Source organism: Thermoclostridium stercorarium subsp. stercorarium DSM 8532, assembly GCF_000331995.1.
In the GTDB taxonomy this organism is placed as follows: Bacteria; Bacillota; Clostridia; order DSM-8532; family DSM-8532; genus Thermoclostridium; species Thermoclostridium stercorarium.
The window spans coordinates 1632104-1657623 of the sequence record NC_020134.1 but is presented as its reverse complement, the minus strand read 5'-3'; the positions used below and the strand labels follow the sequence as shown (position 1 = coordinate 1657623).

Here is a 25520-nt window from a genome sequence, read left to right as displayed (position 1 = left end):
ATCAAAACCATTTCTGTTTTTCCTTCTGATAATCCTTAAGTGTCATGTCGGTGATTTCTTCAATAATACCAAGGATATTCATTACAAAGACAAAATCATACCTGTCTCTGTAAAAAGTGGAGTATGGCAGCGTATGTTTCAGCAGGTCATTCGGTATGCCGATGTCTTCGGCGTGAATGGGCTGCCGGAATTTTTTGTATATTTCTCTGTATTCGTCCCATGTGGGGAGGAAATCAAGAGCTTTGACAATCTTATCCCAGTTATTGACGATGGAATTATAATGACGCTCAAAGTCTTCTTCGTTAAGGTTAAGGCATTTATTTGATTTTTCAAGCACCGAAAGCCATTCTTCACCGAAACAATGAACAACCTTATTTCTGAAGGAATCCCGGTTCAGTATTCTGTTTTTTGCCTTTTCCTTGTCAAGATTTTTTATATTTATTTTTTTGAAATATTCATACATCCTGAGATAATACCCTGTAGAGCACCCTACGGCGGTACCATGCAAAGGATATGGTTTTCGGGCTTCAAGCATTCTTGTTTCCCAGATATGACCCTGATTATGCTCCACAGAAGCTACCGCACGGGTCTGACCGGTGGTAAAAATGGTTATTCCGGCAAGGATCAGTCCTTCAATAATCGCTTTAAGCCCTTCATCGGTGGCACTGCATATTTCTTCCACATTGCGGGTGAGCTTTTCCAATGCCTGGGTGATAAGGCCTAATGCCTGCCCGTCAACTTCTTCACCGGTTGTTATATTAGACAAAAGCCAGTCGGCCTTGGCTATAAATTTTCCGTAAACGTCGCCAAAACCGGCCATGGTAAGTTCTTTCGGAGCATTTTTCAGTATTTCGGTGTCAAGAACGAGGATTTTTGGAGCATTGCCGTGTCTGTGGACTTTTTTTCCGTTAAAAATCATTGGTGCCGTCACAGATGTGTACCCATCCATTGAAGCTGCCGTTCCAACACTTACAAAAGGCTTTTTTGCGGTATATGAAACAAACCGTGTTATATCGTTGATTACCCCCGAACCGCAGGCTATAAGAAAATCGGGCTCAGGTTCAAGGGACATCATTACCTGCCCGACAGAAAGTTCATCGGCTTCAATTCTTTCTTCTCCTCTGTCACGCAGCAGGCAGACATCGGCTGCAAAACCGTCATGTGCGAAATTTTCGGCGAGCGCTTTTCCTGCAGCAAGGTAGGTGTTGCCATCCGCAACAATCAGGCACCTTTTGCCCATGTTTCTTTTTTTAATATAGGATGAAGTGTTTTTCAGGATACCTTTTCCGATATATATATCTATATCAGAAATGGTATGTTCCGTTGAAATGCCTTCAAGTTTAAACATTTCATTTTCGTAATAGTAATTCATTCAAGCCACCTCCAGGGCACAGTTAATAAATTCGGGAACTATGCTAATTATACCACATAAACCATGACAGACAACCGGATGGCTGTTTTTAGCCGCTTTAAGTGGCCCATGCATTTAATATAAGCCCAATGATCCGGAAAGAAAACTTTTGATAACACAGGGCAGAAAAGTTATATAACTTTTCCTGTTCCGGTAAGTTAAAGCATAAAGCAGTCAGTCTGGAATATGAAAAACTACGCGGGACAGGTCTTAGTAGCTGAATTTTAGGTAAAAGCTCTGTAACGAAAGTAACCTTATATTTCGTTTGGCTATATCATATAATGAACGAATTGGGGCATATATATTGATGTTTAATACAGTGAAAGATTGGTATACGTAACAAAAAGCGTTACCGGGAGGTATTTGTATGTCAAAGTCAAAAGGCGGAAGCAGACGCATGTTTGCCGGAGGAAACACACCCAGAGGTTTTTTCAGTTATTTCGACAATATCCTTCCGCAAAACAGGGCAAAAAGGATTTTTATTCTTAAGGGCGGGCCCGGCACAGGGAAATCCACTTTTATGAAAGATATTGGGGAAGCTTTGTGCAGTGAAGGTTACGATATAGAATATTTTCACTGTTCAAGTGATCCGTCAAGTCTTGACGGGATTGTTATTCCTGAAAAAGGTATCGGAATAATAGACGGCACCGCTCCCCACATAGTGGATCCGAAAAATCCCGGTGCCGTGGACGAAATAGTAAATCTCGGTATGTTTTGGGATGGTGACCGACTGGCCCGAAACAGGGAAAGAATTTTAAAAACAAATGCCGAAATAAGCTCGCTTTTCCAAAGGGCTTACAGATATCTTCAGGCGGCATACAGCCTTTACAGGGACAATGAGGTAATATTCAGCAGAGCAATGGATCATGGAAAGGCCAATGTGGCAATATCCGAAATTACAGATAAAATTTTTAACGGAACCGGGGTTTCTGAAAAACAGGGTGAACAGAGGCATCTTTTCGCGTCGGCCGTTACCCCTGACGGATTGGTAAACTATTTGTCAACACTTGTTACAACCAAAGAGATAATTGTTTTAGAGGGAAAACCGGGTACGGGTACCGAGCGCCTTCTGGAAAGGGTAAGGGCCACAGCTGCGGAACGGGGGTTTTATACCGAGTCTTTTTACTGTGCGCTGAACCCTGAAAAACTTGAGCATCTTATTATTCCTGAACTGGACGTATCGATAACGACGTCAAATGAAGCGCACCATGCCGATGTTAAGGCGACATTGAAAATAGATTTCAACAGATTTCTGGATGCATCGGTGGTACAAAAATACGGCGAGGAAATAAAATTCAACCAGGACGGGTTTGAAATGCTTTTAAACAGGGCGATAGCCACAATAAAGCAGGCAAGGGAAAAACATGACGACCTTGAAAAATTCTATATTCCGAGCATGAGGTTTGAAGAAATCAGAAAGTGCCGGGATGAAATTCTTGAAAGGATTTTAAACTGAGAATTATTTTTCAGGCTTAATAAACGAGAATATGATATAATAATTTCTGATTATAAAGTTGTATTTATAAGAAATACGCGGTTTAATTAGGTTAAAAATAAATTTACGGTAAGAAGAAAACAGGTGATTGTTTTGATAAAGTACGGTTTTGTTCGTGTTGGCGCGGCAGTGCCCGAGGTGAAAGTTGCCGATACAGAATTTAATACACGGAAGATAATTGAAATAATGGATAAAGCCATAGAAAATGACGTGTATTTGACGGTATTTCCTGAGCTTTGCATAACGGGGTATACCTGCGGCGATCTTTTTCAGCAGCCACTGCTTCTGGACATGGCTTTGAAGTCTCTGAAAAAAATAGCCGATAAGTCATCGGGATGCAAAAATGTTTTCATAGTCGGGCTTCCGCTGATGATTAACCAGCAGCTTTACAACTGCGCTGCAGTAGTTCAGAACGGCAAAGTTCGCGGTATAGTGCCAAAACAGTATTTGCCAAATTATAACGAATTTTATGAAAAACGGTGGTTCAGCGAAGGAAGAAACCTTTCGGACGATTATGTGAATATTTTCGGACATGATGTTCCGTGCGGGAATAATTTGATTTTCCAGGACGAACTGACAGGGGAACTTAGCTTTGGCGTTGAAATCTGCGAGGATTTATGGATGCCTGTACCGCCGTCAAGCTTTCAGGCAAAAAACGGTGCGGTGATTCTGTGTAATCTTTCGGCAAGTAACGAAGTAATAGGTAAAAATGAATACCGCAGGATGCTGGTAAAGAGCCAGTCGGGAAGATGCATAGCAGCGTATGTTTATACTTCTTCAGGAGTCGGGGAATCAACCACCGATCTTGTATTCGGAGGGCAGGCTTTAATTGCCGAAAACGGAACCATATTGATTGAAAGCCGGCGTTTTGCAAGGGAATCCCAGCTGATCATGCAGGATGTTGATGTTAAAAGACTCTACTATGAGAGGGCCAACATATCTTCGTTTTCAGAGCCAGATCCGACCGTAGCAGGCCGGAGAGTGGTGTTGGAGCCTGTTTCCTTCGAACTTAAGGAGCTTTTAAGAAAAATAGACAAACATCCTTTCATCCCGGCGGACAGCGCTGAATGCAATGAGCGGTGCAGTGAAATATTCTCCATACAGACAGCAGGGCTTGCCAAGCGGCTGACGCATACCGGGCTGAAAAAGATGGTTGTTGGCATATCCGGAGGACTTGATTCCACTCTTGCGCTGCTGGTCGCGTGCCAGACTGCCGATATGCTGAATTTGCCCAGGAAAAACATAATTGCGGTTACCATGCCCGGTTTCGGAACAACGGGTAGAACTTATGAAAATGCGGTAAATCTTATGAAATCCATGGATGTAGACCTTCGGGAAATAGACATAAAAGCCGCTTGCCTGCAGCATTTCCATGATATCGGACATGATCCTGATGTTTATGATGTCACGTATGAAAACGTACAGGCGCGGGAACGTACGCAGATATTGATGGATATAGCCAACAGGGAAGGCGGACTTGTGGTGGGTACCGGAGATTTGTCGGAACTGGCGTTGGGATGGAGCACGTATAACGGAGACCATATGTCAATGTACGCGGTAAACTGCGGTGTGCCGAAAACCCTTGTTAAATACCTGGTTACATGGTATTCCGAAAACATAGCCACCGGGAAAACGGTAAGTATCCTTAAAAGCATAGCCGATACCCCGATATCTCCCGAACTTATGCCACCAAATGAGAACGGTGAAATTGAACAGAAGACCGAGGATATAATCGGGCCTTATGAGCTTCACGACTTTTTCCTGTACTATATGATACGCCACAGGGCGGATCCCGGGAAAATACTGTACCTTGCACGAATTGCGTTCAAAGATCAATATGATGAAAAGACAATAAAAAAATGGCTGAAGGTATTCTATAGAAGATTTTTCAGTCAGCAATTCAAAAGATCGTGCATTCCCGACGGACCTAAAGTCGGTACGGTAAGCCTTTCGCCGAGAGGTGACTGGAGAATGCCCAGTGACGCAAGCGCTGCGTTGTGGCTTTCCGAGCTTGAGGACGAATAGCCCCATAATGGTTTGGGTTTCAGTGGTGCCGCGGCGGCATAGCAGTATACAAAAGCCCGGGATTTGCGTTTTCCCGGGCTTTTTAAAGAGTAAACGTAGTATTAAACCTTTATTTCCCCGAAATTGTTATACCGTCAAACAGGATATAGGGAAGGACTGTAATGCCGTCACATACCGTTTCGGATGATATGCCTGCTATGTTTTTAAACATCTCGGCGAGATTTCCGCTTACCATTGTTTCACTCAACGCATGAGTTATTTCGCCGTTTTCGATCATGAAACTGTTTTTTGCCACACCTGAAAAATCCCCGTTTGTCGCCGGCTGACCACCGGAAAATCTGTTCATAATAATTCCGCGGTCCACCTTTTTAATAAGCTCATTCAGGCTTATATCACCGGGTTCCACGAATATGTTCTGGCTTAAATTAAGGGCCCTTGGAAAACCTGTTTTCCTTGATCCATAGTTAGAGAGCATAAAGTTTTTCAAGACGCCGTTTTTGATGATTTCCATGTTTTCACTCATAAAACCTTCGTTTGTAAACCTTTCCCCGCAGACAACTTTTTCGTTCAGGGGTTTGGTATAAACCGACAGCTTTTCTGACGCAACCTGCTTGCCAAGCATTGAAATCCACGGGCTTGTTTTGTCTATAATCGTGGAATCAGAAATAAAATTTCCAAAGGCGATTGATAACAAATCAATAAGACAGGAAGGCGTGATTATTACTTTTCCTACAATCTTCCCGGGAAACGGTTTGGTGTCTATTTGACGTTCACTTTCGGCAAAAAGCGTTCTCTGCATGCCAATGTCAATAAGCTTCCGGTCCAGGGAATCAAATTTTGCATAATAACCATTGAATGAAGAGGATTTTTCACCCTCATGGGCTGAAAACATTGTGCTTAAATCGTAATTCCCGCAGGTGTAGGTGAATTCAACTCCGTTGGTGTTCATAAAAACCGTTTCGTTATAGGCGTATTTGGTTACCAATTGTTCAAGAATTATTTTAGGGTAATCTGATTTCACATCAGCCACAAATTCCTTTACTCTTTCGAAAAATCCATCCCTGTCGGGTTCAAGGACCCCTGCGACAAAATTTTCATTTTTTATTTTCGGAGCAATGGACTCCGCATTGTCGCTTACCGACGATTGGGCGGCGGCGATACAATCCTGTACGGCTTTGTCGATGGATTCCTTATCCAGCCGGTTTGCCGATATAACCCCCTTTTTGCCGTCCTTTAAAGCCTTCATTGTTATTGAACTTTCAAACAGTGTTCTGAATAAACTGAATTCTCCGCCGTCAACATTGAATTCGTCCACTTTACCGGTGGATACAATGCACTGGGCGTGATCGGCCCCGGCCTTTTTCAGGGCATTAAGGGTATATTCTGCAATTTCTCTTATTTCCTTCATAAAGATTTACCTCCTTACCTTCCACCGATATTGACTTTGCACTTAATTGCAGGACCGCCCATACCCACTGGCATAGGCTGCTTTTTGCCGCAATACCCAGAGCTTAGCCAAACCATGTCGTCTGACAGCATATCAACTGTTTTAAGCATTTCAAAGGCAACGCCTGAAATGGTTGTATCACGAATGGCTCTGCCGAGTTTGCCATTCTTGATTTCATAACCCATACAAACACCAAACATGAACTCACCCGTCGTGTCGGCCTGACCGTTGTTTGTTTCGGTTAAATAGTAGCCGTCGTCAATTGCGGCAATCATGTCCTCGAGCTTGTCCTTGCCTGGAAGAATGGCCGTGTTTCTCATGCGTATTAAAGGTTCATCGGAAAAGAGGAAGGCACGGGCATTGCCCTGAGGTTTCATTCCAAAATGCTGAGCGGTTTCTCTGCTGTTCATATAACCAACTAAAATACCGTCCTTGATTAAAACCGCATCTTCAGCAGGTGTCCCCTCATCATCAACATAGACAGGCAGAGGGACAGGTTTCCCAAGTGCCGTATGGGCAAAATCCACCATTGTAATCAGTTCGCTTGCAACTTGCCTGCCGAGGTTATGTGCCGCTACTGAGCCACCAAGAACCAGGTCCGCTTCAACTGTATGTCCAACCGCTTCATGGGCGAGAATTCCTGCAAGATTCGGATGCATTACAACATCCTTATAACCTGCCTCGCAGTATACGCCTTCGGCTTTTTTCATCAGTTCGTTGTATACATTGTCTATGGCTTCATATAAATCGGCGGGATTGGTGAAGTTTTCGTCAAAATATCCGAAACCGCCTAACGGTTTGAACAGTTCAACCGTAGTGCCGTCGTTTGCCCAGGTTGACAGGAATATATAGATATAACTGCGCGGCATCAGAGAATGGGAATCCACTCCGTCGCTTACGACAAGCAGTTTTTCAATGCTTTCGGTAAATACCGATATGGTACGGCTTGCAAGAGCAGGGTATTTTTTGCTGATATATGCGTCAATTTCTTTTGCAAAATCAATGAATACTTTCTGCTCCACATCCCTGACGGCGTGCAGAAGTTCCTTTTTTCCTGTTCCTACTGACGGAAACCCGGGTTTGTTTTTCTTAACATGCATGTCCATAAATTTTGCATTTTCTTCAGCCGCGGCCAGTACAGCTTTTACTCTTTCATCGGTATATTCCGAACTTGATGCAAAACCATATACACCGCCTTTATAAACCCTGGCAGAAACTCCGCTTTCGTCGGAACGAATATTGCCTACAAGGTTTCCGTTAAGAAGCGTAACGCGTCTTCTTGTATTGACCTGTGCTCTTAACTCGGTGTGATCATGTAATAATGATTTAAATTTTGAAATTTTGTCTTCTAACACAGTTTTCCCTCCCTTTAAAAAATAAAAAAAAAGCTTATTCCATTATATCATACCAACATTTATCAAAATATTATAATATTTCATTATAAAAAATATCTATAAACCCTGGAAAGTCAATAAAAAAGAGACTTTAAGCGTTTTCGCCCTCACGGGCCGATTATTTTCACTGATATTGATTCTTCATGCGAAAGGTACAAAGATGCGGCGTTATCTTTTCCTTCCGCCTTCAAGAACCTCAAGTTTGGAATCATGGGTACTTACGGTAATGGAAAGGTTGTCCAGCTTAGAACCGATGTGAGCAAGGGATTTATCAAACTCATGGATTGTTTCGTATACTTGCTTATAGCCGTCAAAAAGAGCATTGAGTTTTTGCCCGTGTTCATTTTCAATACGGGTTATATGACCTTCGACTGTATTCAGCCTGTTTTCCACATTGCCAAGTCTGTTTTCCACTTTGTCCAATCGGTTTTCCACTTTATCCAGTCTGTTTTCCAAATTATCCAGTCTGTTTTCCAGTGTATCAAATCTGGAATTGGTTTCTTTCCTGAATTCCGAAAATTCAGCATAAATTTTTTCCAACAGGTCAAAAATTTTATCTTCCACGGTATCGCCTCCATGTTCCTGAAAAAAATTATATCATAATAAACCTGTAAAAAGAAACAGTTATTTATCAGTAGAGACTATAATATGAAAAAAGCCTGCAACCGATGTGTTTGCAGGCTTTTTGATTCTATTTCCGTGCTGTGGGCTGTGGCATGTTTATTAAAACGGGTAATAATAATTTATGCCGTTAAATTAACTCACTTTAAGTATTGACATAAATTTCGTTTACAGGCTGCGTGCGACGGTAAGGCTGAATTTTTGCTTTTCCATATTCTGTTTTAAGTAGACGGAAAAAAAAAGTCGGTGTAGAATAATGTAAGGTGTCTGGCTTGTTTCCCGTAAAGTCTTATATATTCCTGGAAAGCCGGGCAGCAACGAGAATTTTTTTGTGTTTTTGAACGGAATTGTCTGTGATTTTTGCAGTGAATGCCGACAATAATGATGTTTAAATTTTGAATATTATAGAGTTCCTTTACAGAATTTTGATATTTTCAAAAGTTTTATTGGCTAATTTTGAGGAGGTTCAGCTATGGCTGCAGAGACACTCGATCTTCCAACCCTTGAAAACTGGTTATGGGATGCAGCTTGCAGGATACGTGGACCGGTGGATGCGCCTAAATTCAAGGACTATATTCTGCCGTTGATTTTTCTCAAACGTCTTTCTGACGTTTTTGAGGATGAAGTGAATAACCTGGCCGAAGAGTTCGGAAGTGCGGAAATAGCATGGAAACTGGTTGAAGAAGCACATCATCACGGTCAGTCCATAGTGAGGTTTTACTTACCGCCTGAAGCGCGGTGGAATGTGATACGGCAAAAGACCGTCGGTATCGGCGAGTATCTTACCGACGTAATGCGTTCTGTTGCCCGGGAAAATCCGAAACTGCACGGCGTTATAGACGGAGTGGATTTTAACGCCACTGCGGCAGGGCAGCGTATAATTGATGACTCGCCGCTGGCTGAGTTAATCCAGGTACTCAGCAAATATCGTCTTGGGCTGAAGGACGTAGAGTCGGATATACTTGGGCGGGCTTATGAATATCTTCTTAGGAAGTTCGCGGAGGGACAGGGACAGAGCGCCGGCGAATTTTACACGCCACGAGAGGTTGCAATACTCATGGCCCGCATACTGGAGCCCGAACCGGGCATGACGGTCTATGATCCGTGCTGCGGATCAGGAGGGCTGCTTATAAAGTGTCATCTGCGGCTTCTGGAAACACACGGTGAAATTCAGAACGGCCAGCGCCGTTTACCGGCGCATGTGGCCCCTTTAAAATTATACGGGCAGGAAATAAACCCAACGACTTTTGCCATGGCAAGGATGAACGTTTTTATTCATGAGATGGAGGCTGATATAGCCATAGGGGACACCATGCGGAGACCTGCCTTTACCCAGAATGACGGCAGCCTGATGCAATTCCACCTGGTTACCGCAAATCCGATGTGGAATCAGAAATTCTCAACGGAGGTTTATGAACACGATCCCTTCGGAAGGTTTACGTTTTTTGGAATACCACCCGGCTCAAGCGCTGACTGGGGCTGGATTCAGCATATGTATACTTCATTGAACGAACGGGGCAAAATGGCAGTGGTTCTTGATACCGGTGCTGTCTCAAGGGGCAGCGGTAACCAGGGTTCTAACCGCGAAAGGGACATACGCAAGGCTTTTGTTGAGCAGGATCTGGTTGAAGCCGTTATTCAGCTGCCTGAAAATCTGTTTTATAATACCAATGCTCCGGGAATTATTCTGGTAATTAATAAAGTCAAGCGGCATCCGGGGGAAATTCTCCTTATAAATGCATCAAAGCTTTACAGCAAAGGACGTCCTAAAAACTATCTTACCGAAGAGCATGTTGAACACATATCATCCGTCTATGAAAGATGGGCTGCAGAGGAAGGACTTTCGGCCATTATCACCAACGAAGAAGCCGCGCACAATGATTACAACCTTTCTCCCGGACGCTATGTGGTTCAGAATGACGGTGAAGAAGTTTTGCCGCTGGAAGAAGCATTGGTACAGTTGCAGGAAGCGGAAGAAGAGCGCTCAGTTGCGGATCGTGAGCTGGAGGAAATCCTTAAGGTGCTGGGTTTGGGAGGAGTAACACATGACTGAAAACCGGAAAGCTGTCCGTGAAGAGATGAATGAATTACCTGAAGGTTTTAAAATGACTGAACTTGGGCCTATACCGAAAGAGTGGAAAATAGAACGGCTGGAAGAAATGGTTTCGGAAATCATGTCCGGAGAATGGGGAAAGGACGAAAACGCGCCAGGACTGGTGGCTTGTCGGGTACTGCGCGGTACCGATTTTGCCGAAGCTGAAAAATGCAATTTAAGCAAGGTTCCCGTCCGGTATGTCAAGGCTGCCGCCGTACAGAGACGCCAGTTGAAAGCAGGCGATCTGATAGTGGAGTTATCAGGAGGAAGCGAAGATCAGCCAACCGGCCGGATACTGCTTGTGGCCGATGAGCTGTTAAACAGGAATAAAATGCCGGTTTTATACAGTAATTTCACAAAGAGGATAAGAATTTCTTCTGATTATGTTCTTCCCGAGTATTTTGCCTATTACTGGCGGCATTTGTATAACCTTGGCGCTACGCGGCTTTATGAAAAACGCACCACCGGAATAAGGAATTTCAAGCTGGATGATTTTTTAAGAAGTGAAATGATCACCATTCCGCCCGTAAATGAGCAGAAGGCTATTTCACGTATCCTGTTTACCGTGCAGCAGGCAAGGGAAACCACAGAACGGGTAATACAGGCCACCAATGAGCTGAAAAAAAGCCTGATGCGTTATCTCTTCACTTATGGTCCGGTGCCTTTGGAAAAGGCCGAAAGGGTGCCGCTGAAGGAAATTGAAACCGGCTCTGTGCCGGAGCACTGGAGTACAGTGGATTTTGGCGCTGCTGTACTGAATATGCGTTTTCATGTCGGAAAAGTAAAGCAGAAAGAATATCTGAACTCAGGACGTTTTCCGGTTGTGGATCAGGGACAAAAGTTGATAGCAGGATACTGGAACAAACCGGAAGACGTTTATAATGGCCCTTTGCCGGTTATCATATTCGGGGATCATACGAGGGTGTTCAAATTTATTAATTTCCGTTTTGTATGCGGGGCAGACGGTACTAAAATTTTAATTCCGAATACTTCCAAATTTGATCCGGCATTTTTATATTATGCTTTAACAAGGCTGGAGATCCCAAACAGGGGCTATAACAGGCACTATGCTTTATTGAGGCAGCAACGCCTGATATGTCCGCCGCTTTCAGAACAAAAACGGATTGCCGATATTCTTGGTGCGGTAGACAAAAAACTTCGGGCTGAAGAGTTGAAAAAGCAGGCGCTGGAAACACTGTTCAAAACCCTCCTTTACAACCTCATGACCGGGAGAATATCTGTAAAGAACATAAATATAACTTAAATCAGGGAGTTGAAATGATGTCCGCTTTGAACGAACGCGAAACTGTCCAAAACCCGATTATCCGCTATGCTGTCGAAGCAGGATGGACTTATCTTCCGCCTGATGAAGTTCTTCGCATGCGGCGTGGCGAGTCAGGCATTGTTTTGCATGAAATATTGGAAAAACAACTGCAACGCCTTAATAACGGCATTGTGGATCATTTAAAGGCAGAAGAAATAGTGCGCAGATTGATATCGGTATACCCGAATATCGAAGGTAATTTCCAGGTCTGGGAATATCTCAACGGATTGAAAACGGTTTTCATTGAGGAAGAAAACAGGGAACGAAACGTGCAGTTACTGGATTTAAACTTTCCTGAGCGAAATTTATTCCATGTTACCGATGAATTTTATTTTGCGGGCTGCGCAAAACCCATCAGAGCCGATCTGGTTTTCTTTATCAACGGCATTCCCGTGATTATTACCGAAGCCAAATCGGCGACACGTATTGAGGGTATTGCCGAAGCCCTTGACCAGATACGCCGTTACCATCGGGAAGGGCCTGAACTTATGGCTGTTTTGCAGCTCTATGCCATTACACATCTTCTTAAATTTTATTACGGGGCTACATGGAATACTTCAAGAAAAGGGTTGTATAACTGGCGTGATGAACAGGCAGGAGACTTTGAGACACTTGTAAAGACTTTTTTTGCACCAAGGCGTATACTTAGGGTGCTGACCGAATTTACATTATTTGCCCGTAAAGACGGTGAACTTTCTAAAGTTGTGCTGCGTCCCCACCAGATAAGGGCAACGGAGCGTATAATAAAAAGGGCAAAAGATCCGGAAAAAAAGCATGGTTTGGTATGGCATACACAGGGATCGGGTAAAACATATACCATGATCACAGTGGCAAAGCGGCTCTTGGAAGATCCCGCTTTCAGCAATCCGACCGTACTCATGCTTGTAGACCGGAACGAGCTGGAACAGCAGCTTTTCAACAACCTGGAGGCCGTTGGCTTTGGACGGGTGCAGGTTACAGACAGCAGACGGCATTTATACGAGCTTCTCAGCAATGACTACAGAGGGCTTATAGTCTCAATGATACATAAGTTTGACAACATCCCTGCCAGTGTTAACATGAGGGATAATATATATGTTTTGGTGGATGAAGCGCACAGGACCACGGGTGGCAAGCTGGGAACCTATCTTATGGCCGCTCTTCCCAACGCTACATACATAGGTTTTACAGGTACACCTATTGACAAAACTTCCCATGGCAAAGGCACGTTCAAAGTATTCGGCACCGATGACCCGAAAGGATATCTTGATAAATACTCAATACGCGAATCAATTGAAGACGGCACCACCGTACCGCTGCATTATTCACTGGCGCCGAACCGGTTTCTGGTCGACCGTGCAACGCTGGAGAAGGAGTTTTTAAACCTTGTCGAAGCCGAAGGTGTAAGTGATGTTGAGGAACTTGACAGTGTTCTTGAAAAGGCGATAACTTTAAAAAACATGCTGAAAAATCGTGAGCGCATAGATAAAATAGCCGAGTTTGTCGCCAATCACTACAAAACGGTGGTTGAGCCTATGGGCTATAAAGCCTTTCTGGTCGCGGTTGACCGCGAAGCCTGCGCCCTTTACAAGGAGGCGCTGGATAAGTACCTGCCCGCGGAGTATTCATCGGTAGTGATCAGCAAAAACCACAATGATCCTCCTGAGCTTGTAAGATATCACCTTACGGATGAAAAAGAGGAACAGGTGAGAAAAGCGTTTCGAACCCCCGACTCAGTGCCAAAGATACTTATAGTTACCGAAAAGCTTCTGACGGGTTATGACGCCCCGATACTATACTGCATGTATATGGATAAACCTTTGCGCGATCATGTGCTGTTACAGGCAATTGCACGGGTTAATCGCCCTTATGAAGATAATGAAGGACGTCGTAAACGCAACGGGTTTATAATGGATTTTGTAGGGATATTCGACAATCTTGAAAAGGCTCTTGCTTTTGATTCCGAAGATGTGCAAAACGTTGTCGAAGGGATTGATGTATTAAAAAAGCGTTTCGATGTTCTGATGGAACAAGGACGGAAAGAATATCTTCCCTTAATGGAAGGAAAGACGGCAGATAAGGCGGCGGAAGCCATACTGGAGTTTTTCCGGGATAAGGAAAAGAGACATGAATTCTATCAATATTTCAAAGAAATTCAGGACATATATGAGATTATTTCCCCGGATCCTTTCCTGAGGCCGTTCATGAGCGATTACGGAAATCTGGCTCAAATGTACGGAATGCTTAGAGGAAATTACGAAGCCGGAATATCAATAGACCGCGAATTTTTGAGAAAAACCGCAAGACTTGTGCAGAAACATACAAGTGCTGTTTTTTATGATGAGCAGACCGAATTTTACACCCTGAATGAGGAAACTCTTGAAAAAATACTTGATAACAACCGGCCTGATACGGTTAAGGTCTTTAATCTGCTCAAAACAATAAGGAGTATTGTCGGGCAGGAAAGTCATCACTCGCCATATCTGATACCTATAGGGGAACGTGCTGAACAAATAGCCAGGGCATTTGAAGAAAGACAATTGACAACCAAAGAGACTCTTAAACAGTTGGAATTTTTGATCCGGGAGGGTATAGAAGGAAAGAATGCCGAAGCGGAGTCGGACTTATTGCCTGAAGGATTTGCAGTTTTCTGGCTTCTAAAGCGTGAAGGAATGGAAAAAGCCGAAACAGCGGCCCGTAAAGTCCAGGATGCCATAAAACAGTTCCCTTACTGGGAACGCAGCGCAGAGCAAAAAAGAGGTCTGCTGATTGCGGTTTACAAAGCATTAATTGAAGCAGGTACCGAACATGTGGCTGAATTTGCGGAAAAAATAATGAAAATGCTTGGGAGGAGAGCCAATTGAAAAAAAGTACCAAAACGGAATGGGTACCGTTGGAGGAGACAGTGCCTGCGGATGTGTTCAAGGCGGAGGTGAAAGCGTGGGCGGAAAGGATTGGGGTGGAACCTAAGGAGATACATATCCGTCCGATGAAGCGTAAATGGGCCAGCTGTTCACAGACGGGCAGGCTGACGTTTGATACCGAATTATTGCGTCAGCCTGCCGGTTTCAGGGCAGAGGTGATTGTTCATGAACTCCTGCATCTTAAAGTGCCAAACCATGGCCCTCTGTTTAAAGCCCTTCTGAAAGCGTATTTGGGTGAAAAAAATTAAGGTGAAAATTCGAGAATACCGGCTCCGTATTTGAAGGTGTTTATATAAATGAAAGAGGGCTTAACCTTTTGTGAAAGCGGAGCTTTAAAATTATCACAATAATACCCCGGCTTTCCGGAAGCAGCCGGGGTTACCGGAGCTCATTCAAAGTTTAAGTTACATAAGGGGCAGATTGTCCAGATTGTCATTCGGATTGCCGTTGGGCTGGCTTCTCAGATATTCGCGACCGTTCTTGGCGCGTCCGACAATTACACCCTCTATCTGTCCGTTTTTTGCCATCCTGATTGCTTCGTCAATGGCATATACATTTCCGTCGTCAAGCATGACGGCTGTAATGTCGCCGTCCTCATTTTTTTTGACTTTCTGAATTTTTGAGCCCATTTTTTTTCCTCCCCTGTTTGTTCGTATACATAAGTTTGCCTAAAAAAGCTTTTTTTATTCAGAGATAAATCTGGGTAAGCTGTTAAAAGTTACAGAACGTTATTATATTTTAAAACTCTGAAGGAGGGGATATCACTGAAAAAATGCTAATAGAGCAAAAACTCAAAGGAAGATATGCGGATAGCGCTTTTTTACCGCCGAAAGTACATAATCCGGTCCTATTCAGTAATTTAATATTGACATTTCCCTATTAATTATTGTATACTTTATTTTGTCATGCATAGGGGAGTAGCTCAGCTGGTAGAGCATCGGTCTCCAAAACCGACGGCCGCGGGTTCGAATCCTGTCTCCCCTGCCAGATTAAAAGCCTGTAACTTCAAAAGTTACAGGCTTTCTAATTTTTATTGTTGAAATTCATAATGTTTCTGAAAGAACAGGGGGATGCGAATAAAAATTGACCCACACCAAACCAACGACTTCCCATAAAGGTGTTACTTTAGTTTGGAATCAATGTCAAAAATTACACAATAAATAAATTTACATTGACCCCGGTAGCTTTATTACATAAATAAGGTGAAAAATGATAAAGTAGAAATCATTTTTCACCACTTGACAAGACACTATCAATTTTAGAGTTACAAAAGATTTTAGTTAGCAGTGTATTTAATTTAGAAGAATTTATGTATTTTAATGTATGAACATTCGGCTCGGACTTAAATGGGACGGGTTACATCGTTACTCGTAATTTTGTATAATTTCCTTTAAGTATTTAAATTCTTTTTCATTTAAACATATCTCATGAAGAGTATAAGTTCCATGCCTGAGAATGTGCCAGGCAGTTTTGACTCTGTTCTTCAAATTATTGAAAAATCCACTCTGTTCACTGTAATAAGAACTTATTGAAATTGAAATAAAGTATTCTTTAACGCCGTTTTCAAATTCCATTTTTTCTATACCTATTGACTCACAACCGCAATCACATTCAATGATAATTTTTCTGCAGTTTTTGTCAGCTAATACCATACAAATACCTACCTCGTTTTAAGAATAAATTAATCATTGCTTTATGTTACAAGGTATTATCAAATGTTGGCAAGGTTTTCATCTGAACTTATGAATTTTAAAGGTATTTTATCAACTATAATATATATTTTCTGTATGGCTGTAATTTTTCATTGAATACGCTTTTACAAAATCTTGAGTAAATCCATTCATTTAATCACCCGTTTTATTCTAACATAAAATTTTATTTACCAGCAAATATATGCAGGTAACTAATCAAAAAATCTTTTTGACTCATGTAAACATCTTTAACGACTTATAGTCAAAATGGACATTTCAGACTTTGGCTTAAGAAAATGAAAGTACTGCGAACATCCCATGGATTATTACGGGCAAAACAGTAAGTTTATTTGGCTGACGGCAAATAAAATAATGACAATGCAGAAGTGCCCACAAAGTTTACGAAAAAGTAAAGGTTTAATAAACCATGCCTTAAATTTTCTTAATTTTATATAGTTATTTGCTTATATGACGTCATCCCGTGCTGACACCATAACGATAGCAAGACAGAATAAACCTCAATTAATATATGATTGAAAAGATTTAAAGTACTTCCGCTAAAGTAAAATTGTTATGTAAACATAAATATACCCTTCTTTATCCGATAAAATAAGAAGGGCATATTGGTTTTAGGCTTATTTTATATTATCTTTCCTAATGCCTGAAAAATGTGTACATTAGCCGTTTGCACCCATATTTTCGGTTTTATGGGCGGATAGTCTGTATATAGGCTGGCCCAGGCTTAAAAATTTTTCTTCATATTCAGTGGTTACATTTCCCTCTGCGTAAGGGCTGTTGTGCAAATCGTAGGTTATACCCTGCAGCGAAAAGCCCGCAAGTTCAAATTGCTCAATGGAGTATTCAAAAAAGTCACGGTTATCGGTTTTAAATATAATGCAGCCGTTTTCTTTTAATATTTTTTTATACATTTCAAGAAATTTCGGGTTTGTCAGTCTGCGTTTTGTATGTCTTTTCTTTGGCCACGGATCTGAAAAATTGAGGAAAATAATTTCTATTTCCCCCTCACCGAAATATTCCGGAAGATTTTCGGCATCGGCGTTAAATACTGCAAGGTTGGGCAATCCTTCTTCCGGCAGTTTTTTTATCATTTTTCCCAAAATGGGCAGGTATTTTTCCATGGCAATATAATTGATGCTTGGGTTTTGAGTGGCATGGGTTATTATGAACTTACCCTTGCCACAGCCTATTTCCAGATATACCGGATTGGTGTTGTGAAAGTGTTCTTCGGCCCATTTGCCTGCAAAATTTTCAGGCTGGTTTACAAAATTCGGGTGACTGTATACAAAATCAAGGGATTTTGGAATATTTCTGAGCCTCAAAAGCTACGGCCTCCTTTAAAATTTTTGTAATACCAAAGCATGAGCAAAATCTATTATACTTGTTACAGTCTGTGTTGTAAACCGGAATAAATTCATGAAAGCAAGCGGCGAAGAATTTAAGTTGAAGGCGCTATGTTTTCTGTTATAATTAACTTATGAAATCAAAGCAGAACTATGGCCGGAAGGAAGATACTGATGAAATATAAACTGATTGCAGCGGATATTGACGGTACGCTTGTGAACAACAAGAGAGAAATTACTCCGAAAACAAAGGAAAAAATCCATGAAGCGATAAAAAAAGGTGCTGTTTTCACTATCTGCAGCGGAAGGCCTGTGCAGGGAGTACAGCTGATAATGAACCAGCTCGAGGCGGATATCCCGGTTATTACATACAACGGTGCGATGGTAATAACCGGAGAAAGCAGGAAAATTATATATTCGTGCACAATGAGAAAAGAGGATGCAATACAGGTTGAAAAACTTGGAAGGGAACGGAATACAACCATTGCCATATGGGCTGATAATAAACTTTATGTTAACCGTATGGATGAACGGGCTGAAAAATACAGCGATTTAAGCGGCACCGAGCCGATATTGTACGAAAATGTTGAAGAACTTATTGAAAAGGGAATAAACAAAATCCTGTGGTATGACGAAGTGGAGAAAATCAATACTTTTCTGAAGGAATTGCAGGGAAAACTGAACCCGACAATTAATTTCCACACGTCCCAGCCGTTTTTCCTTGAATTTGTCGATGTAAATGCTTCAAAGGCCATTGCCCTTGAAAAGTTGGGGGAATTTTACGGTATCAAAAGGGAGGAAATGATAGCAGTAGGTGACGGGTTTAATGATCTGTCAATGATAGAGTATGCGGGACTTGGAGTTGCAATGGAAAACGCGCCTGAAGAAATAAAAAAGGCTGCGGACTTTGTAACGCTGTCAAATGAAAATGACGGCGTGGCATATGTAATTGAGAAATTCATATTAAACAGTGAGCGGTAAGGTTTTGAATGCTCTTGATTTTAAAAATGCATAATAATATATTAAGATGTGAAATAATAAAAAAATTTCGGAATACCCTTAAGTAACCCAGAAAGGAACTGCTTAAGGGTATTTTAAGGAAGTATGATTATGGACGATTTGTTAAACCTCATAAAAGAAAAGTATCCTACGTTCAGTAAGGGTCATAAGGCAATTGCGTCGTATATTGTAAATCACTATGATAAAGCGGCGTTTATGACAGCAGCCCAGTTGGGAAAAGAGGTTGGAGTAAGTGAATCGACGGTTGTGCGGTTTCCGGCAGAACTGGGGTTTGACGGTTATCCCGAACTTCAGAAAAAACTGAAGGAAATCATAAAAAGCAAGCTGACCTCTGTGCAAAGACTTGAGGTTTCTTCCAGCAGGATTGACAAGGACAATGTTTTAAAAAGCGTCCTTCAGTCGGACATGAACAAGATAAAAATGACATTGGAAGAAATAGATGAAGATAATTTCAACACCATCGTGGAAACAATCCTTAACGCCAGACACATTTATATCCTTGGCGTAAGGAGTTCGGCATCGCTGGCAAGTTTCCTCGGATTTTATTTCAATCTCATTTTCCAGGATGTGAGGCTGGTACATACCACCAGTGTAAGTGAAATGTTTGAGCAGATTATAAACGCAAAGGAAGGAGATGTGGTTATCGGTATCAGTTTTCCCAGATATTCCAGAAGAACCACGAAAGCAATGCAGTTTGTGCAAAAACAGGGCGCGACAACTATTGCAATAACCGATAACCCGAGCTCGCCTTTGGTGAAGTATGCCAATTATTCTATTTTTGCAAGAAGCGATATGAATTCGTTCGTGGATTCTCTGGTGGCTCCTTTAAGTATTATTAACGCCATCATTGTGGCAATAGGTTTGAAAAGGAAGGAGCAGGTACAGTCAACACTGGAGAAACTTGAAAAAATATGGGATGAATATCAGGTGTATGAAAAGGGCGATTCCTGATTAGACGGTGTGGATGTGATGAAAGACATAGGAGTGGTTGGTGCAGGTGCGTCCGGTTTAATGGCAGCCGGGAGGGCGGCTGAACGGGGGCACCGTGTTTTTGTGTTCGAAAAGAACAAAATAGCAGGGAAAAAAATCCGTATCACGGGCAACGGGAGATGTAATCTCACCAATGCCTGTGACTGGGATACCCTTATTTCGAACATACCCGGGAACGGGAAATTTCTGTATTCGTCGTTAAGCCTTTTTTCTAATAAAGACATTATGGATTTTTTCATTAAAATGGGCCTTGATCTCAAAATTGAACGGGATAACCGCGTATTTCCGAAATCAGACAGGGCGAGAGATGTGGTTGACGCTCTTTTAAAATATGCGTCAATGCATAATGTAAGATTTTTATTTGAAAGCAGGGTGGAGGAAATACTGACAAAAAACGGTTGTGTGTCAGGTGTAAGGCTTTCGGACGGAACTGAAAAAAGCCTTGACGCGGTCATAGTTGCCACCGGGGGAGTTACATACCCCGGAACAGGGTCCACAGGTGACGGGCACAGTATGGTTCGGAAACTTGGGCATACTATAACGCCGTTAAGACCTTCTCTGGTTCCGCTGTTGGTTAAGGAAAGCTGGGTAAGAAAGTTACAGGGATTGTCGCTTAAAGATGTATCGGTTGAATTTTTGGACAGGAAAGGCAGCAGAATATATAATGCGCGGGGGGAAATGATGTTTACCCATTTTGGAGTAACGGGACCTGTAATTTTAAGTGCGAGCCGGCATATTCTGGAATACGGCTGCAGGGATATTTTCCTTCGGATGGATCTTTTTCCCGATTTGACAGAGGAAGGGCTTGATATAAGGATTCAGAATGATTTTCAGGAAAACCCCCGGAAAATGTTCAAGAATTCACTGAACAAACTGCTGCCCAGCCTGCTTGTGCCCGTTATTGCGGAACTGAGCGGAATTCTGCCTGAAAAAAGTGCAAATCAGGTAACAAGAAATGAGAGACAGCGCCTTGTTAATCTTCTGAAGAACCTGAAATGTGAAATTACCGGTTCCCGGTCATTTGACGAGGCTGTTGTAACCGCCGGAGGAGTCTGCGTAAAGGAAATTAATCCGAGAACAATGGAATCAAAATTAATAAAAGGTTTGTATTTTGCCGGTGAAATAATGGATGTGGACGCCTATACCGGAGGGTTTAACCTGACAATTGCGTTTTCAACCGGATATGTGGCAGGAAACAGTGTTTGACGGTTCAATGCTTTCAGCGGCCAACGTTTAAAACATAGACGTATGGAAAGAATATAATAAAGTATTTAAAATAACGGTAAGCCGTGTGAAAGCATGAAACTGGGATTTAATTGGGTTCTGATTTTTGTTTCGGTTATAATGGTGGTAATACTGATTGGGGTTCAGATAGTCAGGATTTACCCGTTAGGTGTGGAAATCCCGGCGGATCCGTATCAGGGTCAGCCGCTTTTGCCATATCAGTCGTTGATTAAACGAGGCAGCATTACCCTTGACGTAATAGGCCAATATAAGCCGTATTCCGTTATGATTTTCAAAAATGGCGACCGAATTCTTCTTGTTGAACAGTTTCCGGTTACGGTTAAAATAACCGACGGTGACGTGCTTGAATTATGGGTGCTTGAGGAACTTCCGGGGGCAGCCCTGATAACCGCGAAAACATCTGAAAACGTAAGGCTTAAATATTCCAGAACGTCAATACCGCTCGAAAAGGGATTGCATCGGATAGCAAAGGTATTTGTAAACGGCATGTATTAGACATGTACTCAGAAAGTTTCCATGCCGGCAGGTTCTCCTTGTATTCCGCGGTCTGGTTTTATATAATGATAAATGTTGGTACAAATGCTTAATGAAACTTTCCCTGTTGTTGAATAGCGGAGGATTAATATGTTTGACGGTAACTTGGAATTCGGAAGCAAGGACGTTGTAAGAGCCGCAATATACATGGCTTTGTCCGCGACACGTGATGAGGAGAAACTTCTGAAGCATCAGTACGCCGAAAAGGGTATAAAATGCTGTGCTGTTGACTACGGTGGAGATTTTGTAACTTCAATTGTAAAAATAATTGAAAGGGCCGTGGTTTCCGCTAAACGTGAAGGCGTTATTGTTGAGAGCCATGCTGAAGAGGGAGCGGTTGCAGGTGCCACAAGAGAGGCTTTGAACCAAATTGCAAACAAAGCCATCGGCCTGAACGTCGGCGGAAAAATCGGAGTGGCAAGGTACCATGATCACGTCGCTGTCTGTGTATTTTTCGGCGTGGGGCTTCTTCATCTGAATGAAATATCAATCGGCGTGGGACACAGAGTGGTTTAAAACCAAATAAACACGACGGAGGAATTCATGTGAGAAAACATATACAAATAGCAATAGACGGCCCTTCGGGAGCCGGAAAAAGTACAATGGCGAAGATTGTTGCCAAAAAATTGGGTATCATGTACCTGGATACCGGGGCGATGTACCGTGCGGTGGCGCTGAAAGCGATAAAGTCGGGAATTGATACAAAAGACGGCGATGCTTTGGCCGAAATGGTAAAGGATATAGATCTCAGGATTGTTTATGAAAACGGGGCTCAGAAAGTACTGCTTGACGGAGAAGATGTTACCGAAGAAATACGCACGCCGGCTGTTACGGTAGGGTCGTCCAATGTAGCCGTTAATCCCGCAGTCAGGGAAAAAATGGTTGAACTGCAGCAGAAAATTGCAAAAGAAAACAGTGTTGTAATGGACGGCAGGGATATAGGAACACATGTGCTGCCGAATGCCGATGTAAAAATATTCCTTACCGCTTCAATAGAAGAAAGGGCAAAAAGAAGGTATGAGGAACTAAGGGAAAAGGGTATGCTGAAACAGACTTTTGAAGAACTAAAAAAAGAAATGGAATACAGGGACATAAACGACAGCACCAGGTCACATTCACCTCTGAAAAAAGCCGATGACGCAATTTTACTGGATACGACCGGGTTTTCTTTGGAAGAAGCGGCAAAAGTGGTTCTTAATATTATAAAATCGAGGCTGTGAAATATGTTCTACAATTTTTTGGCGTTTTTATGCAGGATTTTTTTCTCTGTTTTTTTCAGGGTGGAATATAAGGGGCTTGAAAATGTACCTGAAAACGGGCCGTTAATAGTATGCTGTAATCATATAAGTCTTCTGGACATGTTTTTGTTTGCCCACCGAATGCCGAGAAAAATTTATTTTATGGCCAAAAAAGAGCTGTTCAGAATTCCGGTGTTAAATTCCATAATTAAGGCCCTCGGTGCATTTCCGGTAAACCGCGGGCACGGCGATGTTAATGCGGCAAAGACAACCCTCAATCTTTTAAGTGAAGGCAAGGCGGTGGGAATATTCCCGGAAGGAACGAGATATAAGAAGGTTAAAAAAAGAGTAAGGCCGAAAAACGGCGCAGTGCTGTTTGCGCTTGAATCAGGTGCACTCATTCTTCCTGTCGGTATATTCGGAAATTACAGAATATTTTCAAAAATGAAAGTGGTGTATGGAAAACCGTATAAAGTTCAATGGAACAGAGAAGGAAAACCAACTAAGGAGGATTTGCAGAATATGGCTGATGCGCTTATGGAAAAAATATATTCGCTGGAAAATGAATAAAGGCATTGTTTTTGGAGGAACCTGCAAATGGCTGAATTTATAGTGGCAAAAACCGCGGGATTTTGTTTTGGTGTTGACAACGCCGTGAAACTTGCATTTCGGATATCGGAAGAGAATCCGGGAAACACAAGCACGTTGGGAGAAATAATTCACAACAGACAGGTAATGGAAGAGCTTGCGCAAAGGGGCGTAAAGGTTGTCGAAAGTCCGGACGAACTGAAGGAAGGCGAGCATGTAATTATACGCGCCCACGGCATTGGTGAGGCCGTATACAATGAGTTAAAAAAAAGAAATGTTATTATACATGATGCCACTTGTCCATATGTGAAAAGAATACATAAACTGGTCAGGCAAAAACATGCGGAGGGTTGCACAATCATAATAGTCGGAGACAGAAATCATCCGGAAATAATAGGCGTCAACGGATGGTGCGACAACAGGGCGTACGTGGTTTCCAGTATTGAGGAAGTGGATTTGTTACCTGACATTTCCGGTCCTATATGTGTTTTTGCCCAGACCACAATGAAACAGGAAAAGTTTGACGGGATTTATGAAGCTGTAAAGAAAAAGTTTGCAAATACCCAGAAATTTGATACAATATGTAATGCGACTGAAGTGCGGCAACGGGAAGCTCGCGAAATCTCCGGAACGGTTGACATGATGATTGTTATTGGCGGCAAAAACAGCTCCAATACGCAAAAACTGTTTGAAATATGTTCAGAGAACTGCCCGTTGACCTTTAAGATCGAAACAGTGGCGGATTTACCCCCATTGGATATAAAGAATATCAACACTATTGGGATTACCGCGGGGGCTTCTACGCCTGACTGGGTAATCAGGGAGGTTATTGAAACAATGGAAGAAAATTTGAGGAATCAGGAACAGGAAATGTCTTTCAAAGAGGCTTTTGAGGCCTATGAATCGGAGACAGGCGATCTGCGGGCAGGTGAAATTGTCAAAGGTCGCATAATTGGTTACAATACCAGTGAGGTTTTCGTTGACCTTGGGTATAAGTCGGACGGAACAATACCGCTGGAAGAATTCCTGGATGATCCCGATTTTGACCCTGAAAAGGATTTGAAAGAAGGGGACGAAATCCTCGTATATATAACCCGTGTAAACGATATGGAAGGAACTGTGTCTCTTTCAAAGAGAAAAGTTGACCTTATTTACGGGATGGAAGAGATTGAGAAAGCCTATAATGAAAAAAAGCCTCTTGAAGCGGTTGTAAAAGAAGTGGTAAACGGCGGTGTGGTGGCCAATTATAAAGGTATCCGTGTGTTTATACCCGCTTCGCAGATTTCCGATCAGTACGTAAAGGATTTGAATCAGTTCCTGAATAAAAAAGTGAAATTTGAAGTACTGGAGTTGTCGAAAAATAAACGCAGAGTAGTCGGTTCCCGTAAAAACGTTCTGGAAAAAGAAAAGGCACAAAAACTTGAAGAGTTCTGGAATAATATAGAAATAGGAAAAGAATATACAGGAACGGTTAAAAGCCTTACCAATTTCGGCGCTTTTATTGATCTCGGTGCTGTTGACGGGTTGGTCCATATTTCTGAATTATCATGGAAAAAGGTAAATAAACCATCCGATATACTGAAAGTCGGTCAGACCGTTAAAGCCAGGGTTATAGGCTTTGACAAGGAAAAGCAGAAGGTATCCCTAAGCTTAAAGCGGCCCGAAGATAATCCGTGGTACAATATTGAGAAGAAATATTCGGTTGGAGATGTGGTGGAAGGGAAAATAATCCGTCTTGTACCCTTTGGTGCTTTTGTTGAGCTGGAAGAGGGTGTTGAGGGCCTGGTTCACATCTCACAAATTTCCAATGTGCATTTGGCAAAACCCGATGAAGTGCTTTCGGTTGGTCAGGTTGTAAAAATGAAAGTTCTTGAGGTAAATCCCGAATTAAAGAAAATCAGTCTCAGCATTCGGGAAGTAGAGCCTCTGGATCCGAAACGGGCAGGCGGAAATAACAATGAGGCCGCTGCCGAAAATACCGAAGATATTCCCACTTCTCACGTTGAGGAATTGAAAACCACCATCGCAGATTTTATAAAAGAATAGTCGATTTTTGTCGATATAGTTAATAAGACCGGATTATCCGGTCTTATTTGTTTACTTTCAGTTTCGGATGATTAGAAATATAGCTTAAGGTG

General features: G+C 42.3%; 21 protein-coding genes and 1 tRNA gene. 15 read left to right on the top strand and 7 right to left on the bottom strand.

From position 1 onward, the window contains the following. Position 1: 1 nt before the first annotated feature. On the bottom strand, positions 2-1372 hold the full coding sequence (locus CST_RS07225) for a sn-glycerol-1-phosphate dehydrogenase (protein WP_015359203.1): 1371 nt from the start codon (positions 1370-1372) through the stop codon (positions 2-4). Between the two features lie 406 nt (positions 1373-1778). Here CST_RS07225 and CST_RS07220 point away from each other — a divergent pair, with 406 nt between their 5' ends. After that, complete coding sequence (locus tag CST_RS07220) at positions 1779-2867, top strand: PRK06851 family protein (RefSeq protein ID WP_015359202.1); 1089 nt, start codon at positions 1779-1781, stop codon at positions 2865-2867. A gap of 132 nt (positions 2868-2999) precedes the next feature. Then, positions 3000-4931: an NAD(+) synthase gene (locus CST_RS07215; protein WP_015359201.1), complete on the top strand. Its 1932-nt coding sequence runs from the start codon at positions 3000-3002 to the stop codon at positions 4929-4931. Positions 4932-5040: 109 nt separating this feature from the next. Here CST_RS07215 and CST_RS07210 read toward each other — a convergent pair whose 3' ends face one another. From CST_RS07210 to CST_RS07200, 3 genes are all read right to left on the bottom strand, one after another. Next, positions 5041-6339, bottom strand: a complete 1299-nt coding sequence (locus CST_RS07210) for a TldD/PmbA family protein (RefSeq protein WP_015359200.1) — start codon at positions 6337-6339, stop codon at positions 5041-5043. 14 nt (positions 6340-6353) lie between these two features. Then, positions 6354-7733, bottom strand: coding sequence for a TldD/PmbA family protein (locus tag CST_RS07205; RefSeq protein WP_015359199.1), 1380 nt, complete (start codon positions 7731-7733; stop codon positions 6354-6356). A 207-nt stretch (positions 7734-7940) separates the two neighbouring features. Next, complete coding sequence (locus CST_RS07200) at positions 7941-8336, bottom strand: hypothetical protein (RefSeq protein WP_015359198.1); 396 nt, start codon at positions 8334-8336, stop codon at positions 7941-7943. Between the two features lie 529 nt (positions 8337-8865). On the opposite strand from CST_RS07200, the gene CST_RS07195 reads away from it, so the two are divergent. From CST_RS07195 to CST_RS07180, 4 genes are read left to right on the top strand one after another with little or no spacing between them, the layout of a single operon-like run. Further along, on the top strand, positions 8866-10446 hold the full coding sequence (locus CST_RS07195) for a type I restriction-modification system subunit M (protein WP_015359196.1): 1581 nt from the start codon (positions 8866-8868) through the stop codon (positions 10444-10446). Further along, complete coding sequence (locus tag CST_RS07190; RefSeq protein WP_015359195.1) at positions 10439-11752, top strand: restriction endonuclease subunit S; 1314 nt, start codon at positions 10439-10441, stop codon at positions 11750-11752. Before CST_RS07195 ends, CST_RS07190 begins: the two co-directional genes overlap by 8 nt. A 14-nt stretch (positions 11753-11766) precedes the next feature. Next, entirely contained in the window at positions 11767-14655 is a 2889-nt protein-coding gene (locus CST_RS07185) for a type I restriction endonuclease subunit R (protein WP_015359194.1), read from the top strand. Then, the gene (locus tag CST_RS07180) at positions 14652-14963 is read left to right on the top strand and encodes a M48 metallopeptidase family protein (protein ID WP_015485010.1); all 312 of its coding nucleotides are present in this window, start codon (positions 14652-14654) and stop codon (positions 14961-14963) included. The genes CST_RS07185 and CST_RS07180 overlap by 4 nt, the downstream gene beginning before the upstream one ends. 156 nt (positions 14964-15119) lie before the next feature. Here CST_RS07180 and CST_RS07175 read toward each other — a convergent pair whose 3' ends face one another. Continuing rightward, positions 15120-15344 (bottom strand): DUF3892 domain-containing protein, encoded by a 225-nt coding sequence (locus tag CST_RS07175; RefSeq protein ID WP_015485009.1) that lies wholly within the window; start codon positions 15342-15344, stop codon positions 15120-15122. Between the two features lie 282 nt (positions 15345-15626). On the opposite strand from CST_RS07175, the gene CST_RS07170 reads away from it, so the two are divergent. After that, positions 15627-15702: transfer RNA gene (locus tag CST_RS07170), tRNA-Trp, on the top strand. A 377-nt stretch (positions 15703-16079) separates the two neighbouring features. On the opposite strand, the gene CST_RS07165 is transcribed toward CST_RS07170, so the two are convergent. Both CST_RS07165 and trmB read right to left on the bottom strand, forming a co-directional pair. Further along, positions 16080-16367, bottom strand: a complete 288-nt coding sequence (locus tag CST_RS07165; RefSeq protein ID WP_015359191.1) for a hypothetical protein — start codon at positions 16365-16367, stop codon at positions 16080-16082. A gap of 716 nt (positions 16368-17083) precedes the next feature. After that, positions 17084-17746, bottom strand: a complete 663-nt coding sequence (gene trmB, locus CST_RS07160) for a tRNA (guanosine(46)-N7)-methyltransferase TrmB (RefSeq protein ID WP_015359189.1) — start codon at positions 17744-17746, stop codon at positions 17084-17086. A gap of 195 nt (positions 17747-17941) precedes the next feature. On the opposite strand from trmB, the gene CST_RS07155 reads away from it, so the two are divergent. The 8 genes from CST_RS07155 (at position 17942) to CST_RS07120 (ending at position 25428) form a co-directional block, all read left to right on the top strand. Continuing rightward, positions 17942-18748 (top strand): Cof-type HAD-IIB family hydrolase, encoded by an 807-nt coding sequence (locus CST_RS07155; protein WP_015359188.1) that lies wholly within the window; start codon positions 17942-17944, stop codon positions 18746-18748. Between the two features lie 129 nt (positions 18749-18877). After that, positions 18878-19738 (top strand): MurR/RpiR family transcriptional regulator, encoded by an 861-nt coding sequence (locus tag CST_RS07150; protein ID WP_015359187.1) that lies wholly within the window; start codon positions 18878-18880, stop codon positions 19736-19738. A gap of 18 nt (positions 19739-19756) precedes the next feature. Continuing rightward, entirely contained in the window at positions 19757-20983 is a 1227-nt protein-coding gene (locus tag CST_RS07145) for a BaiN/RdsA family NAD(P)/FAD-dependent oxidoreductase (protein ID WP_015359186.1), read from the top strand. Between the two features lie 93 nt (positions 20984-21076). Next, positions 21077-21517: a hypothetical protein gene (locus CST_RS07140; protein WP_015359185.1), complete on the top strand. Its 441-nt coding sequence runs from the start codon at positions 21077-21079 to the stop codon at positions 21515-21517. 129 nt (positions 21518-21646) lie between these two features. Then, positions 21647-22072 carry a HutP family protein gene (locus CST_RS07135; RefSeq protein WP_015359184.1) on the top strand — a complete coding sequence of 142 codons (426 nt, stop codon included), beginning with the start codon at positions 21647-21649 and terminating at the stop codon, positions 22070-22072. A gap of 29 nt (positions 22073-22101) precedes the next feature. Beyond that, complete coding sequence (gene cmk / locus CST_RS07130) at positions 22102-22776, top strand: (d)CMP kinase (protein WP_015359183.1); 675 nt, start codon at positions 22102-22104, stop codon at positions 22774-22776. 60 nt (positions 22777-22836) lie between these two features. Continuing rightward, entirely contained in the window at positions 22837-23364 is a 528-nt protein-coding gene (locus tag CST_RS07125; RefSeq protein WP_242823530.1) for a lysophospholipid acyltransferase family protein, read from the top strand. A gap of 27 nt (positions 23365-23391) precedes the next feature. Then, positions 23392-25428, top strand: a complete 2037-nt coding sequence (locus CST_RS07120) for a bifunctional 4-hydroxy-3-methylbut-2-enyl diphosphate reductase/30S ribosomal protein S1 (RefSeq protein WP_015359181.1) — start codon at positions 23392-23394, stop codon at positions 25426-25428. Positions 25429-25520: the final 92 nt, after the last annotated feature.

Bases quoted from the DNA above. Each gene is read 5' to 3' on its own strand.
- CST_RS07165 (WP_015359191.1), bottom strand. From the start codon at position 16,367: ATGGTATTAGCTGACAAAAACTGCAGAAAAATTATCATTGAATGTGAT.
- CST_RS07145 (WP_015359186.1), top strand. From the start codon at position 19,757: ATGAAAGACATAGGAGTGGTTGGTGCAGGTGCGTCCGGTTTAATGGCA.
- CST_RS07210 (WP_015359200.1), bottom strand. From the start codon at position 6,339: ATGAAGGAAATAAGAGAAATTGCAGAATATACCCTTAATGCCCTGAAA.
- CST_RS07150 (WP_015359187.1), top strand. From the start codon at position 18,878: ATGGACGATTTGTTAAACCTCATAAAAGAAAAGTATCCTACGTTCAGT.
- CST_RS07185 (WP_015359194.1), top strand. From the start codon at position 11,767: ATGATGTCCGCTTTGAACGAACGCGAAACTGTCCAAAACCCGATTATC.
- CST_RS07155 (WP_015359188.1), top strand. From the start codon at position 17,942: ATGAAATATAAACTGATTGCAGCGGATATTGACGGTACGCTTGTGAAC.
- CST_RS07135 (WP_015359184.1), top strand. From the start codon at position 21,647: ATGTTTGACGGTAACTTGGAATTCGGAAGCAAGGACGTTGTAAGAGCC.
- CST_RS07120 (WP_015359181.1), top strand. From the start codon at position 23,392: ATGGCTGAATTTATAGTGGCAAAAACCGCGGGATTTTGTTTTGGTGTT.
- CST_RS07195 (WP_015359196.1), top strand. From the start codon at position 8,866: ATGGCTGCAGAGACACTCGATCTTCCAACCCTTGAAAACTGGTTATGG.
- CST_RS07140 (WP_015359185.1), top strand. From the start codon at position 21,077: ATGAAACTGGGATTTAATTGGGTTCTGATTTTTGTTTCGGTTATAATG.
- CST_RS07225 (WP_015359203.1), bottom strand. From the start codon at position 1,372: ATGAATTACTATTACGAAAATGAAATGTTTAAACTTGAAGGCATTTCA.
- CST_RS07175 (WP_015485009.1), bottom strand. From the start codon at position 15,344: ATGGGCTCAAAAATTCAGAAAGTCAAAAAAAATGAGGACGGCGACATT.
- CST_RS07220 (WP_015359202.1), top strand. From the start codon at position 1,779: ATGTCAAAGTCAAAAGGCGGAAGCAGACGCATGTTTGCCGGAGGAAAC.
- CST_RS07190 (WP_015359195.1), top strand. From the start codon at position 10,439: ATGACTGAAAACCGGAAAGCTGTCCGTGAAGAGATGAATGAATTACCT.